This is a genomic window from Stenotrophomonas sp. NPDC077659 (genome assembly GCF_050268705.1).
Taxonomy (GTDB): Bacteria; Pseudomonadota; Gammaproteobacteria; order Xanthomonadales; family Xanthomonadaceae; genus Stenotrophomonas.
In genome coordinates, this window is the sequence record NZ_JBNNHG010000012.1 from 22994 (window position 1) to 35360 (window position 12367).

14 protein-coding genes and 1 tRNA gene are annotated in these 12367 nt (G+C 65.9%); 10 read left to right on the forward strand and 5 right to left on the reverse strand.

Annotated features, from left to right (window positions below; genetic code table 11):
- Position 1: 1 nt before the first annotated feature.
- Together ACQKDV_RS03435 and ACQKDV_RS03440 are read left to right on the forward strand one after the other, a co-directional pair.
- Positions 2-814, forward strand: coding sequence for an SPOR domain-containing protein (locus ACQKDV_RS03435; RefSeq protein ID WP_427782390.1), 813 nt, complete (start codon positions 2-4; stop codon positions 812-814).
- Positions 815-854: 40 nt separating this feature from the next.
- Positions 855-930, forward strand: a tRNA-Thr gene (locus tag ACQKDV_RS03440).
- Between the two features lie 530 nt (positions 931-1460).
- Here the strand turns inward: ACQKDV_RS03440 and ACQKDV_RS03445 are convergent.
- The 3 genes from ACQKDV_RS03445 to ACQKDV_RS03455 form a co-directional block, all read right to left on the reverse strand.
- Positions 1461-2450, reverse strand: a complete 990-nt coding sequence (locus ACQKDV_RS03445; protein ID WP_427782415.1) for a glutathione S-transferase family protein — start codon at positions 2448-2450, stop codon at positions 1461-1463.
- A 208-nt stretch (positions 2451-2658) separates the two neighbouring features.
- Positions 2659-3240 (reverse strand): ester cyclase, encoded by a 582-nt coding sequence (locus tag ACQKDV_RS03450; RefSeq protein WP_427782391.1) that lies wholly within the window; start codon positions 3238-3240, stop codon positions 2659-2661.
- Positions 3237-3764: a hypothetical protein gene (locus ACQKDV_RS03455; RefSeq protein ID WP_427782392.1), complete on the reverse strand. Its 528-nt coding sequence runs from the start codon at positions 3762-3764 to the stop codon at positions 3237-3239. Before ACQKDV_RS03455 ends, ACQKDV_RS03450 begins: the two co-directional genes overlap by 4 nt.
- 257 nt (positions 3765-4021) lie before the next feature.
- On the opposite strand from ACQKDV_RS03455, the gene ACQKDV_RS03460 reads away from it, so the two are divergent.
- Complete coding sequence (locus ACQKDV_RS03460; protein ID WP_427782393.1) at positions 4022-4180, forward strand: hypothetical protein; 159 nt, start codon at positions 4022-4024, stop codon at positions 4178-4180.
- A gap of 79 nt (positions 4181-4259) precedes the next feature.
- Here the strand turns inward: ACQKDV_RS03460 and ACQKDV_RS03465 are convergent, their stop codons facing one another.
- A complete protein-coding gene (locus tag ACQKDV_RS03465; protein WP_427782394.1) occupies positions 4260-4715 on the reverse strand; it encodes a hypothetical protein in 456 nt (151 codons plus the stop codon).
- A 261-nt stretch (positions 4716-4976) separates the two neighbouring features.
- Here ACQKDV_RS03465 and rocF point away from each other — a divergent pair, with 261 nt between their 5' ends.
- From rocF to ACQKDV_RS03480, 3 genes are all read left to right on the forward strand, one after another.
- The gene (gene rocF, locus ACQKDV_RS03470; RefSeq protein WP_427782395.1) at positions 4977-5897 is read left to right on the forward strand and encodes an arginase; all 921 of its coding nucleotides are present in this window, start codon (positions 4977-4979) and stop codon (positions 5895-5897) included.
- Positions 5898-6048: 151 nt separating this feature from the next.
- Complete coding sequence (locus ACQKDV_RS03475) at positions 6049-6186, forward strand: entericidin A/B family lipoprotein (protein WP_053520147.1); 138 nt, start codon at positions 6049-6051, stop codon at positions 6184-6186.
- A gap of 192 nt (positions 6187-6378) precedes the next feature.
- Positions 6379-6600, forward strand: coding sequence for a CsbD family protein (locus ACQKDV_RS03480; RefSeq protein WP_427782396.1), 222 nt, complete (start codon positions 6379-6381; stop codon positions 6598-6600).
- A gap of 83 nt (positions 6601-6683) precedes the next feature.
- On the opposite strand, the gene ACQKDV_RS03485 is transcribed toward ACQKDV_RS03480, so the two are convergent.
- Positions 6684-7487 carry a hypothetical protein gene (locus ACQKDV_RS03485; protein ID WP_427782397.1) on the reverse strand — a complete coding sequence of 268 codons (804 nt, stop codon included), beginning with the start codon at positions 7485-7487 and terminating at the stop codon, positions 6684-6686.
- Positions 7488-7595: 108 nt separating this feature from the next.
- Between ACQKDV_RS03485 and ACQKDV_RS03490 the strand changes: the two genes are divergently transcribed.
- From ACQKDV_RS03490 to ACQKDV_RS03505, 4 genes are all read left to right on the forward strand, one after another.
- Positions 7596-8888, forward strand: a complete 1293-nt coding sequence (locus ACQKDV_RS03490; protein WP_427782398.1) for a tryptophan--tRNA ligase — start codon at positions 7596-7598, stop codon at positions 8886-8888.
- Between the two features lie 162 nt (positions 8889-9050).
- A complete protein-coding gene (locus ACQKDV_RS03495; RefSeq protein WP_427782399.1) occupies positions 9051-9347 on the forward strand; it encodes a hypothetical protein in 297 nt (98 codons plus the stop codon).
- Between the two features lie 181 nt (positions 9348-9528).
- Complete coding sequence (locus ACQKDV_RS03500) at positions 9529-10461, forward strand: MBL fold metallo-hydrolase (protein ID WP_427782400.1); 933 nt, start codon at positions 9529-9531, stop codon at positions 10459-10461.
- Between the two features lie 126 nt (positions 10462-10587).
- Positions 10588-12240: a M28 family metallopeptidase gene (locus ACQKDV_RS03505; protein WP_427782416.1), complete on the forward strand. Its 1653-nt coding sequence runs from the start codon at positions 10588-10590 to the stop codon at positions 12238-12240.
- Positions 12241-12367: the final 127 nt, after the last annotated feature.

Genomic DNA, 12367 nt, shown 5'->3' on the forward strand with positions numbered 1-12367 from the left:
CATGCTGACCCGTGCCCTGATCGTCGTCCTGGCCATGCTCAACCTGGGTGTTGCCAGCTGGTGGCTGCTGCGCGAAGAACCGCAGCGCCCCGCACCGCCGCCGCCGCCGGCCGGCGTGGCCGAACTGCGCTGGCTGCCCGGTGGTGCCGCTGCCGTCCCTCCGGCCCCGCCGCCGATGGTGCACGCGCAGGGGGTGGAGACGGCTGTGGCTGCGACACCTTCGTCCGCCACGCCGGCCACGCCGGAGGATGCCACCCCCCAGCGGGCTGAGGCGGCTCCTGCTGCCGCCAGGCCCGCGCCCCCGCCGGCCACAGCCGCGGAAGCTCCCACGCCCCCGCTTGTGGCTGCCGAGCCGCCGCGCTGCGTCGCTTTGGGCCCGTTTGCCGATCGTGTCGCTGCCACGACCGCGCAGGGCAAGGCCGGGTCCCTTCTCAGCCAGGTACGCCTGCGCGAACAGCCCGCCATCAGCGGCAGTACCCGCTACCGGGTGATGCTGCCGGCGGCGCCCAGCCGCGAAGATGCCCAGGCCATTGTGAAGCGCATTGTTGCTGCGGGCCTGAGCGACTACTACATCATCAGCCAGGGCGAGGAGGCCAACGCCGTGGCGCTGGGCCAGTACCGCAACCGTGAAGGCGCCGAACGGCGCATGGCCGCCGTGCAGGCCGCCGGCTTCCAGGCGCGCCTGATTGCCAGCGGCGACGCCGGCCAGTGGTGGCTGGAAGGCCAACTGGCCGCCGGCACGCCGCTGGCCCAGGCCCAGCAGCGCAGCGGGGCGGCGCAGAACCGGTCGCTGGAATGTGCGCGACTGCGCTAGAATCCCCTGATCGCGGCACTGCCGCGGTTGATCCGCCCTTGCCGCTTTAGCTCAGTTGGTAGAGCAACTGTCTTGTAAACAGTAGGTCATCCGTTCGATTCGGATAAGCGGCACCATCTTCCGACCCACTGGCATCCATGGATGTCCGCAGCGCACACTCAACCTGCGGAAGTAGCGGGTTTTTTTTGCTTTTTTGTCCCTGGCCGTCCATCAGCAGCCACAAGAGCCCGGAGTGCTTTTGGGGTGTACATGGGGAACTAAGCTGGATCGATGGCAGGACAGTTCTCCGTGAACTCCACCCACTGACCAGCAAGAACCGTTACATCTCCCCGTCAGCGCGTAGCCTGCGCGACCCAATGAGCGAGAGCACTGTCAACGCCGCATGGCGGAGGCTGGGCTAGTCGCCTCACACCGGGGTGACAACAAAAGCGACGTACTCCGCCCCCAACGGGATAACCGTCCTCGGCGTTGCAGCCGGGGACGGTGTCCGTTGCGACAGCCGTCTCCCTGGAGCCGACGCTGGCTGCACCGGGCCCGTCACGGTCAGCGGTGTCGCAATGCAGGGGCATGCCGGTTTGAAACGTATTTCCGGTGGCGTGGGCAGCGGCAGACCCAAAATCCCGCGCGTCCCCGCAGCAGCTGCCCCTCACCCCGCAAGAGGCTGCCCAGGCAATGGAACCGGTGCAAGACCCGGCAGGTCCGGCCCGCGCGGCACGATGCCCGTCGGGTTGAGCGACTTGATCGAGTAGTAGCCGCGCTTGATGTGGTCCATGTTCACCGTCCCGCGTACGCCGGGCACCTCCAGCATCCGGTGCAGGAAACCACTCAGGTGCGGGTAGTCCGCCAGGCGCCGCAGGTTGCACTTGAACAGGCCGTGGTACGCGGCATCGAAGCGCACCAGTGTCACGAACAGGCGGATGTCGGTTTCAGTGAGCCGTTCGCCGAACAGGAAGGGGCCGCCCGTGCGGAGCTGTTCCTCCAGCGTTTCAAGCATACCGAACACCTCGGCAAAGGCTTCGTCATAGGCCTGCTGGGTGGTCGCGAAGCCGGCGCGGTAGACCCCGTTGTTGAGCCGCGGGTAGATCTCGTCGTTCAGGGCATCGATCCGCGCCTGCAACGAGGACGGATAGAGATCGAAGGTGTCGCTGGCCAGCGCACCGAACCCGCTGTTGAACATGCGCAGGATATCGGCCGACTCGTTGTTGACGATCGTGCCGCGTGCCTTGTCCCACAGCACAGGCACCGTAGCACGCCCGGTGTAGTGCGGATCGGCGCGGCTGTAGAGTTCGTGCAGGTAGGTGGCGCCATTGAGCGTGTCACGCTGGGCACCGGGGTAGTCGCCGAAACGCCAGCCTTCATCGGTGAGGGCCGGTTCGACCACGGATACCGAAACTACTTCCGTCAGCCCTTTCAGCGAACGGGCGATGAGCGTGCGCGATGCCCATGGGCAGATCAGGGCGACATACAGGTGATAGCGCCCCGCCTCGGCCGCGAAGCCAGGCTCGCCGGTGGGACCGGCGCTTCCGTCCGGGGTGATCCAGTGGCGGAAGCCGGAGATCTGGCGCACGAATCCGCCTTTTTCGTCGGTGGCCTGCACCGGTTGCCAGTTATCAGTCCATGTGCCGTTGACGAGCATGGGGGGGGGTCTCTTGGAAGGGGTCAGGACAGCGGCGTCAGGCTGCCATTGCATGGAGGACGCGGACAGCGCCATACGCCGCCCGCCTCGCACGCACAATGAACTTCAATGACGCCGCGCGGTGGAAACCAGGACTTCAACCAACAACGAGCGGGGCCATGGGGCTACGCGTCCATGTACCCCCTCGCGTGTGTTGGAATCCGGGGGCTTAGTTGCCCACGCCGATCTGCTTCATGAGAGCGGCGTTGTCCCAGTAGAGGAACTCTTCAGACATCTGGCCGTCCTTGTTCCAGTGGCCCAGCGTTGCCATCGGCAGCTTGTATGCTTTGCCGGTGGGCTGGAGGGTGGTGCCATCGGCCAGCACCATCGGCTTTGTGAAGGTGCCCTCGATAAAACCAGCCACCGCCGTCCACTCTCCGTCTGTGGTGCCGAAGCGGATCGGATGCAGGGTAATGCGGTTGTCCGGTGCGAACGTCCACATGAAATCCAGCTCCTTGACGTGATCCGGCAGGCCCGTGGTGGTATGCCCGTCCGGGTAATGGACCACGATGTTGGTGGCGTGGCTCATATGCAGGTCCTTCCAGTCCTGCTGCGTGTACACACGGAAATCAAGGTCGTCGAAGGTTGCCAGGTTGCGGGCCAGTACATCGGGCATGTTCGCCGGCCGGGGAGTGACCTCGCCGGCCTTGGTGGCCGGCCATGCGCTGGCACTGGCATTCGGCGTGCTGGCACAGGCAGTCAGTGCGGCAAGGGTGGCGATGGAGAGTGCGAAGTGACGAAGGGTTTTCATGGAAATCGTTCCTTTGAGAGGGATACTGAAATGTCCGGGTTGAGGTGGAGTGCTGCGATATCGAGGTGGTGCATCATTTCGCGTACCAGCAACAGCGCCGGTACGAAGAACGCGTCCTGCGGCAGGCGTTCACTGGTGGCAGGACGGCCCAGCGCTACCGCGGACTGGCGTGCGAACAGCTGTTCCACTGCCTCGCGGGTGAGGGTCGGCGCCTGCGGCCCAAGGCCGGCGGCGGTCGCCAGAACGCGCATCGCCGGTTCCTGGGTGGAAACCGCAATGCCATGCAGGGCACGCGGCACCGTTGCGAGCATGTCCTCGATATCGGCGATGGCGTTTTCCATCGACAGCGCCAGCGGCTGGCCCCCGCGGAAGTAGTCGCGTTGCAGGCGATCAAGGCCGGGGCCGATTGCCGTTCCACCGATACGCGTCAGCTCACCGCCCAGTTCCAGTCGCATCGTCGAGGAAGGGGTGTTGGCGGGCCCGGCATGAAGACTGTCGGGCGCCGCCTGTTGAGTACCGGTCATGTCCGTTCCTTCTGTAGGGATCGTCCGTGCCCATGCACGGGGCGGGTGTCACCGTTGTGGCTAATCTACTGCTGTCATCAATTACGGCAAATGGTCGTTCTTATGTGAAACAATTTCATTTAGTGAAATAATTGACCCATGCCTGCCTCGCTTCGGTTCCTGCAACATACGCAAGGGCGCACAAGGCACGGTTGTCACCCAAGTGACGGTGGCGCGATCCCGCCCGAATCGACGCCCTGCTGCCGCTGCTGGGTACCGTGTGGCACCGCACTCCTGATCTTCGCCTGGCCCAGCTGGTACACATCGCGGGCTGCATGCAGCAGCCGGACATGGTCGATGGGTTCTACATCGAGGACGACGACATACGCCACGGCCTGATCGCGTATCAGCGCGTGCTGGAAGCGCAGGGCGGCTGATTCCGGCTGATTGCATAGCACAAACGCCCCGAGGTGCTCGGGGCGTTTGCCATCCGAAAATTCGGCATCCGCTATGGTGCTATTGGGCATTCACCGGATCACTTCCCTGCCTGAAGGAGTAAGCAATCACTTCCCAGCCTCCGCCATGACCGGTAGAAGGTTGGACCCATCGGAATTCCCACGTCTGTATGGTTCCGTCAGGAAAGACATTCTCGACTTTGTATACCTCGCCCGGAACCCCGCTGTCCGGCAGTTTTCCTGGAAGGTCTGAACTCGCCTGTGCGGTCATGGTGCGGCCATGTGGTGAGGAGAATGCACCCCTTTCCACGGATACCTTGCCAAATCCAAAGGGTGCGAAGGATGCTGGGGCATGCCGTTTGACCCATTCCAGCGCGCTTCGCGCATCCGCAGTATGCATAGGCAACTCATCGATGGTTACCGTATGGATGATGCGCAGGGGGCTGGAGGCGGCACTTGTGGTGGTCAGGCTTGCCAGCGCGATCATCAACGTCAGGGCGCAGACGCTTCTATTCATGGGTTTTCCTTTCATCAGCCAGCGATCACACTCGATTAGTGCATGCGCAGACTGGACAGACTGTCAGACCTGATAAAGAGTCAGCTACGACATCCGTGTGATGTCGCTCTCGGGTTGCCAGAACCCCTACATGAGTGGCCGGAAACCTCTGAGGGAACTTGCGCGGATTAGTCGTGATCCGCCTCCCTGCTGCACCGCCGCGAGTGGTGTCACATCCCTCTGGCTAGACTGTGTTTCTTTTTACCTCTGCAGGAGGCACCCATGGCCCATCCCATTTCCGTAACCCTCATCGGCGTACCCACCGATGTGGGCGCGGGCCATCGCGGTGCGCGCCTGGGCCCGGAAGCCCTGCGGGTGGCCGGCCTGCCGGAGGCGCTGGCGGTGCGCGGCGTGGACGTGCGCGATCTGGGCAATCTGGACGGCCCGCGCAACCCGTGGACGGCACCGGTGCAGGGCTACCGCCATCTGGACGAGGTGGTGGCCTGGAATCGCGCGCTGATGGATGCCAGCTACGCCGAACTGCAGGCCGGGCGCATGCCCATCATGCTGGGCGGCGACCATTGCCTTGGCATCGGCTCGATCACCGCCGTGGCCCGCTGGTGCCGCGAACAGGGCAAGACCCTGCGCGTGCTGTGGCTGGACGCGCATTCGGATTTCAACACCAGCGAGGTTACCCCCTCGGGCAACATCCACGGCATGCCGGTGGCCTGCCTGTGCGGCCTCGGCCCGCAGGCGCTGACCGGGCTGGGCGGCAGCAGCCCGGCCATCACTCCGGCGCAGATGCACCAGATCGGCATCCGCTCGGTGGACCCGGACGAGAAGCGCCTCATCAAGACCCACAAGGTGGATGTCTATGACATGCGCTACATCGACGAGAACGGAATGAAGCGCACCGTGGAAGCGGCGCTGGCCGGCATCGACGAGAACACTCACCTGCATGTCAGCTTCGATGTGGATTTCCTCGACCCCAGCATTGCCCCGGGCGTGGGCACCACGGTGCCGGGCGGGGTGAATTACCGCGAAGCGCAGCTGGTGATGGAGATGATTGCCGACAGCGGCCGCATGGGCTCGCTGGACATCGTCGAGCTGAACCCGCTGCTGGACAAGCAGAACGCCACCGCCGAGCTGGCCGTGGACCTGGTGGAGAGCCTGTTCGGCAAGTCCACGCTGATGCGCGACTGAGCCCGGCGGCCCACGCCTGAATGGTTTGCACCCCTGTTCACACTCGCTGCACGCGGCAGACGCCAGATTGCACTTCACGCGAGGCCTTCCCACTGCGGGTTGGCCCAGCGCGATGCAAAACCATGTAGTGGCGAACCCCAGGAGAAAACCCATGAAGCGTGTCGTTGCCCTGATGCTGTTGTCGATGTTCTCGGTGGCCATGCTGGCTGGCTGCAATACCGTTGCCGGTGCCGGCAAGGATGTGCAGAAGGCTGGCGAGAAGGTCGAGGATGCCGCCAAGGGCAACTGAGCCCGGGGTGGTATCCAAGGAAAAAGGCCGGGCCATGCGCCCGGCCTTTTTCGTGTGCGCGCACCCATCGCCGCGTAGTGAACCATTCAAGCAGGTGAGTGCGGCTTTCATTGCGGGTTGACCGTTGTTCGACAGCCGCTGCGCCAAGCTGGGGCCACGGTAAGAACGCCGTTGCAACCAAGGATTCCAGCAATGAACAAAGACATCATTTCCGGCAAGTGGTCGCAGCTCAAGGGCAAGGCACAGGCCAAGTGGGGCGATCTGACCAACGATGATTTCGATGTGGCCGAGGGCAATGCCGAATACCTGGCAGGCCGTCTGCAGGAGCGCTATGGCTGGGCCAAGGACCGGGCCGAGAAGGAAGTGAGCGAGTTCTCCGACAGCGTTCGCAAGGATTACCCGGACTACCGGTAAGCCCGGTACGCGGCCCCCCACAGCGCAGCCCCCCCACAGCCCGACGCCCGTACCGTGACGGTGCGGGCGTCGGGCTGTCTGCGTCAGCGCGAGGGCGGGTCGGGCACGTAGCGGTTGGGGAAGGCCCGCGGTTCGCGGTGCAGGCGCGAGGGCGAATCCACCAGGATGCCGCGCGCGCGCAGGTTGTGGGCGCTGTCGTAGCGCAGTTCCTGCACCTGCGCGGGGCTGCGGCTGGCACGCTCGAACGCGGTGTCGCGCACCTGCGAGGTCTCGCGGTCGCCATGGCCGGTGCCGAGTGCCGGCGCCTGCGATCTGGCCGCGTAGCTTTCGCTGCGGTTGGCGCTGCTGTCAGCGGCCGCCTCTGCAGCCGGGGCCGGCGGGGGCAGCTGGCGCAGGCGCGGTTCCGGGCGGGGCTGCGGTCGCCAGCGGTACATTTCGTTGAACACCGCGATGCCGATCACGCCCACGTTGTCCGGCCGTCCGGTGCGGCTGGCATAGCTGCCGCTGGGGCTGCTGAACACGAACTGCGCCACTTCATCCTGGCTCTTGCGCCAACCGGTGATGTCCGCGCTCTGGCCGGGGTTGAGCACGTAGCCGGTCTGCGCGGGGTTCGCGTCCTCGCCGGAAATGGCGTTGATGCCGTCCACCGACAGCACCACCAGCACCCGTCGTGGGCTGTCGTTGTACAGGCGCACGGCGTAGCGATGGCCGCGTTCGCCGGCCACCCAGCGCTGGCCGTCGGCCGGGTAACTGCGCAGTTCAGTGCCACGGTCGCGGTCGACCAGGGTCATCCGCACCGGTCCATCCTGGGCGACCGGGGGCGGCAACGGTGCCGGTCGGAAGCCGGCCAGGGGCAGGATCAGCAGCAGCGGCAGCAGGCGTTTCATCGGGCGTCTCCAGCGGGGTTGGGTGAACAAACGCGCTGCGGGCCCTGACGGGGTTGGTGGTGGGCACGGTAAACTGGCCCCGTTCATCGAAGGTTACCCCACGCAGTCATGACCACCCGAGTCCTTACCGGCATCACCCCCTCCGGCACGCCCCACCTGGGCAACTACGTCGGCGCCATCCGTCCGGCCATTGCCGCCAGCCGCGCCCCGGGCATCGAGAGCTTCTTCTTCCTGGCCGACCTGCACAGCCTGATCAAGGCGCAGGACCCGCAGCGCACCCAGCGCGCGACCCTGGAGATTGCCGCCAGCTGGCTGGCGTGCGGCCTGGATGCCGAGCATGTGTGGTTCTACCGCCAGAGCGACATCCGCGAGACCACCGAACTGATGTGGTTCCTGACCGCCATTGCCAGCAAGGGAATCCTCAACCGCGCGCATGCCTACAAGGCGGCGGTGGACAAGAACCGCGAAGAGGGCGTGGACGAAGATGCAGGCGTCAGCGCCGGCCTGTTCATGTACCCGGTGCTGATGGCGGCCGACATCCTCATCTTCAAGGCCAACCAGGTGCCGGTGGGCCGTGACCAGATCCAGCACATCGAGATGGCGCGCGATTTCGCCCAGCGCTTCAACCATGTATACGGCAAGGAATACTTCCCGCTGCCGGACGTGGTGATCGACGAACAGGTGGCCACCCTGGCCGGCCTGGATGGCCGCAAGATGAGCAAGAGCTACCACAACACCATTCCGCTGTTCGCCCCGCGCGAGGAGCTGAAGAAGCTGGTGTTCTCCATCCTGACCGATTCGCGTGCACCGGGCGAGCCGAAGGACACCGAAGGCTCGGCGCTGTTCCAGATGTACCAGGCCTTCGCCACCCCGGAACAGACCGCCGCATTCGCCAAGGCCTTCGCCGATGGCATCAGCTGGGGTGATGCCAAGCAGCAGCTGTTCGAGCGCATCGACGGCGAGCTGTCGCCGCTGCGCGAGCGCTACAACGCGCTGATGGCCGAGCCGGAGAAGATCGAAGCGCTGCTCAAGCGCCGTGGCCAGCAGCTGCGCGAGCAGCTGGCCGCCCCGCTGCTGGAGGAGCTGCGCCATGCGGTTGGCCTGCGTGACCTGTCCACTGCCGGTGATATTGCCAGCGAAGATGCCGGCGTGGCCCGCGTGGCACCGCCGCTGTTCAAGCAGTACCGCGAAAAGGATGGCCGCTTCTACTTCAAGCTGACCGCCGGCGATGGGACGCTGCTGATCCAGAGCGAAGGCTTCGATTCGCCACGCGATGCGGGCCAGCTGATTGCGGTGATCAAGCAGGCCGAGCAGGGCGACCAGCTGCAGAGCGAACTGTTCAAGCTGGACGCTGAAGTGGAGGCCGTGCTGGCCGCCCTGGCGGTACTGCGCGCCGAATAACGGGTGTAGAGCCGAGCCTACGCTCGGCTGCGCTTTGCCTCTGTAGAGCCGAGCCGATGCTCGGCCGCGCGGAAAAGCAGCCGAGCATCGGCTCGGCTCTACACGCCCCAGCGCCCATGGCATGATGCCCACGCGCCTCCGGCGCGATGAATGGAGTCTGCGATGGCCTGGTTGTCGCTGCTGCTGTTCCTGCCTTGGTTCCTGCTGCTGGGCAGCCTGTACTGGCTGTTTCCGCGCCAGCCGCGCAGCACGCGGCGGCGCCTGTTCGATGCCATCACATTGGCGCTGGCCTTCGCGCTGAGCATCGTCTCGATGTTGTGGGGGCACCATATCGGCCTTGCCCAGCCCGGTGCCGGCCCGATCTGGCCGCAGGTGCTGGCGGTGCTGTATGCCTATGGCGCATTCCTGGCGGCGCTGGTGCTGGCCCTGCTGCTGCGGCCACGTTGGCTGGAAAGGTAGAGTCGACCGTTGGTCGACTGCGCGCGAAGCGCGGGATTCTGGCAATCCGCAAAGAGCAGTCGACTGACAGTCGACTCTACCCCGGGCCACCCGCGTGCCCTCCGACGAAAGCCGCATCGAACCGGCCCCGCGCCCGCGCCTACCATGGCGGTCTGTCCCTGTTCCTGCCAGGTGCGCGCCGATGACCGCCGATCCCAGCATCCACACCATCGATACCGGATTCCAGCGTCCCGAGTTCGACGCGGCTTACCTCATTGTCGAAAATGGCCGTGCGGCGTTCGTCGACTGCGGCACCGGCCTGTCCGTGCCGGCCATGCTGCAGGCGCTGGCCGATGCCGGGCTGGGCGTGGACGCGGTGGACTGGCTGCTGCTGACCCACGTACATCTGGACCATGCCGGTGGTGCTGGCCTTCTGATGCAGCAGTTGCCCCATGCCCGGGCGGTCCTGCACCCGCGCGGCGCGCCGCACATGATCGATCCCACCCGATTGATTGCCGGTGCCACCGCTGTCTACGGCGCAGAGGAAATCGCCCGCAGCTACGGCCGCATCGAAGCCATCCCGGAGCAGCGTGTGCTGGTGGCCGAGGATGGCCACCGCATCGATCTGGCCGGCCGCGAACTGTTGCTGATGCACACGCCGGGCCATGCACTGCACCACTACTGCGTGTGGGATGCACGCAGCCGCAGCTGGTTCACCGGTGATACCTTTGGAATCTCCTACCGTGAGCTGGACAGCGCGCAGGGGGCCTTCATCTTCCCCACCTCCTCGCCGGTGCAGTTCGACCCGGAGGCGATGAAGGCCTCGATCCAGCGCATGCTGGGCTACGGCCCGCAGGCGATGTACCTCACCCACTATGGCCGCGTGCAGCAGGTGCAGAAACTGGCGGATGATCTGTTCGAGCAGATCGATGCCATGGCAGCGATCGGCCGCCAGTGCGATGGGCGCGCGGATCGCCACCGCTGCCTGTTGGCCGCGTTGCAGGCGCTGTACCTGGAGCGCGCCCAGCAGCACGGCTGTGCGCTGGACCAGGCCGCGGTGGCCGAGGTGCTGGCGATGGATATCGAGCTCAACGCGCAGGGCCTGGCCTGCTGGCTGGACCGCATCCGTCTGTAGATCCACGCCATGCGTGGATGATGTGGAGCCATGCGTGGATGAGGCGCGCCCGCGCTGCACCGCGATGTCACGACCACGTTACACTCTGGTGACTCCCCTTGCTGCCGTGGTATAGCCGTGAATCCGATGCGCGTGTTGCTGCTGTCGTCCTGCCTCTTCGTCGGGGGCCTGGCCCATGCTGCCAACGACCTGCCCGGTGGTGGCATCGATCCGCAGGCACTGTCGCGCCACGTGCGCGTGCTGGCCTCGGACGAGTTCGAAGGCCGTGCACCGGCCAGCCAAGGTGAAGAGCGCACGGTGCAGTACCTGATCGAGCAGTTCCGCAGCTACGGCCTGCAGCCCGGCGGCCCCGATGGCAGCTGGGTGCAGCCGGTGCCGCTGGTGCGTGCGCAGCTGGATGGCCCAGCCAAGGCCAGCCTGCAGCTCAAGACGGGCAAGCGCTCCTTGGCCAACGGTGTGGACGTGACCCTGCAGAGCCTGCAGCCGCGCAAGCGCGTGCAGATCCGCAACGCGCCGCTGGTATTCGTCGGCTACGGCATCGACGCACCGGAACGCCACTGGAACGACTACAAGGACGTGGACCTGCACGGCAAGATCGCCGTGGTCCTGATCAACGATGCCGATTTCGAAGCCGACGCGCCGGGCGCGTTCGACGGCAAGGCGGTGACCTATTACGGCCGCTGGACCTACAAGTTCGAGGAAGCCGCACGCCGCGGTGCCGAGGGCGTTCTGATCGTGCACGAGACCGCACCGGCTGCCTATGGCTGGGCCACGGTGAAGAGCTCGGGCACCTCGCCGCTGTTCGACATCGAGCGCGGCCAGGCCGAGGCGATGGCCCAGCACACACCGCTGCGTGGCTGGATGCAGCGCGAACTGGCCGAAGCGATCTTCGCCGACGCCGGCCTGGATTTCGACGCCGAGAAGCGCAAGGCCATGCAGGCCGACTTCCGCCCGGTGGTGCTGGACAATGCGAAGCTGAGCGTGGATTTCGCGATCAAGCGCGAGCAGGTGGTGACCCGCAACGTGGTGGCCAAGCTGCCCGGTGGCGAGCACGGCGATGAGGCGGTGATCTTCTCGGCGCACTGGGATGCCTTCGGAATCGGCCAACCCGATGCCAAGGGTGACCGCATCCGCCACGGCGCCATCGACAACGCCACCGGCGTGGCCACCGTGCTGGAACTGGGGCGCGTGTTCGCTGCCGGCCCGCAGCCGCAGCGCAGCCTGTACTTCGTTGCCCTCACCGCCGAAGAGAAGGGCCTGCTGGGGGCCAGCTACTACGCCGCGCACCCGCTGGCACCGCTGGAAAAGACCGCCGCGGTGCTGAACATCGAAATGTTCAGCCCGGATGGTCCGACTCGTGACATCGCCTCGTGGGGCAAGGGCCGGGTGTCGCTGGAAGGCGATCTGGAACGCGTGGCCAAGGCCCGCGGTCGCAGCTACAGCCCCGACCCCAACCTGGAAGCGGGCTTCTTCTACCGCGCCGACCACTTTGCCTTCGCCCGCCTGGGCGTGCCGGCCATCACCATCGGCCCCGGCCTGGACAAGCTGGACGGCGGCGTCGAAGCCGGCCGCGCGCAGCGCGAGAAGTACTTCGCTGACTGCTACCACCAGGCGTGTGATGCCTGGACCCCGAGCTGGGACCCGGCAGGCCATGCTGCCGACACCCTGCTGGTCTACGACCTGGGTGCCGAGCTGGCCAACAGCCGCCGCTGGCCGCAGTGGCAGAAGGAATCGGAGTTCCACGATGCCCGCCAGAAGAGCGACGCCGCCCGCCGTTGATGGGGGCGACGATGGCGGGACGACGGGCGATGGCGCGTTGTGCGGGTGGCCTGTTGGTAGAGTCGACTGTCAGTCGACCATCGCGCGCAGCGCGGGGTTTTCCGCGACCTGAGGGAAGAGCAGTCGA

Bases quoted from the DNA above. Each gene is read 5' to 3' on its own strand.
- ACQKDV_RS03450 (WP_427782391.1), bottom strand. From the start codon at position 3,240: ATGAAAACCCTTCGTCACTTCGCACTCTCCATCGCCACCCTTGCCGCA.
- ACQKDV_RS03455 (WP_427782392.1), bottom strand. From the start codon at position 3,764: ATGACCGGTACTCAACAGGCGGCGCCCGACAGTCTTCATGCCGGGCCC.
- ACQKDV_RS03485 (WP_427782397.1), bottom strand. From the start codon at position 7,487: ATGAAACGCCTGCTGCCGCTGCTGCTGATCCTGCCCCTGGCCGGCTTC.
- ACQKDV_RS03445 (WP_427782415.1), bottom strand. From the start codon at position 2,450: ATGCTCGTCAACGGCACATGGACTGATAACTGGCAACCGGTGCAGGCC.
- ACQKDV_RS03435 (WP_427782390.1), top strand. From the start codon at position 2: ATGCTGACCCGTGCCCTGATCGTCGTCCTGGCCATGCTCAACCTGGGT.
- ACQKDV_RS03480 (WP_427782396.1), top strand. From the start codon at position 6,379: ATGAACAAAGACATCATTTCCGGCAAGTGGTCGCAGCTCAAGGGCAAG.
- ACQKDV_RS03465 (WP_427782394.1), bottom strand. From the start codon at position 4,715: ATGAATAGAAGCGTCTGCGCCCTGACGTTGATGATCGCGCTGGCAAGC.
- ACQKDV_RS03500 (WP_427782400.1), top strand. From the start codon at position 9,529: ATGACCGCCGATCCCAGCATCCACACCATCGATACCGGATTCCAGCGT.
- ACQKDV_RS03490 (WP_427782398.1), top strand. From the start codon at position 7,596: ATGACCACCCGAGTCCTTACCGGCATCACCCCCTCCGGCACGCCCCAC.
- ACQKDV_RS03475 (WP_053520147.1), top strand. From the start codon at position 6,049: ATGAAGCGTGTCGTTGCCCTGATGCTGTTGTCGATGTTCTCGGTGGCC.
- ACQKDV_RS03505 (WP_427782416.1), top strand. From the start codon at position 10,588: ATGCGCGTGTTGCTGCTGTCGTCCTGCCTCTTCGTCGGGGGCCTGGCC.
- rocF (WP_427782395.1), top strand. From the start codon at position 4,977: ATGGCCCATCCCATTTCCGTAACCCTCATCGGCGTACCCACCGATGTG.
- ACQKDV_RS03495 (WP_427782399.1), top strand. From the start codon at position 9,051: ATGGCCTGGTTGTCGCTGCTGCTGTTCCTGCCTTGGTTCCTGCTGCTG.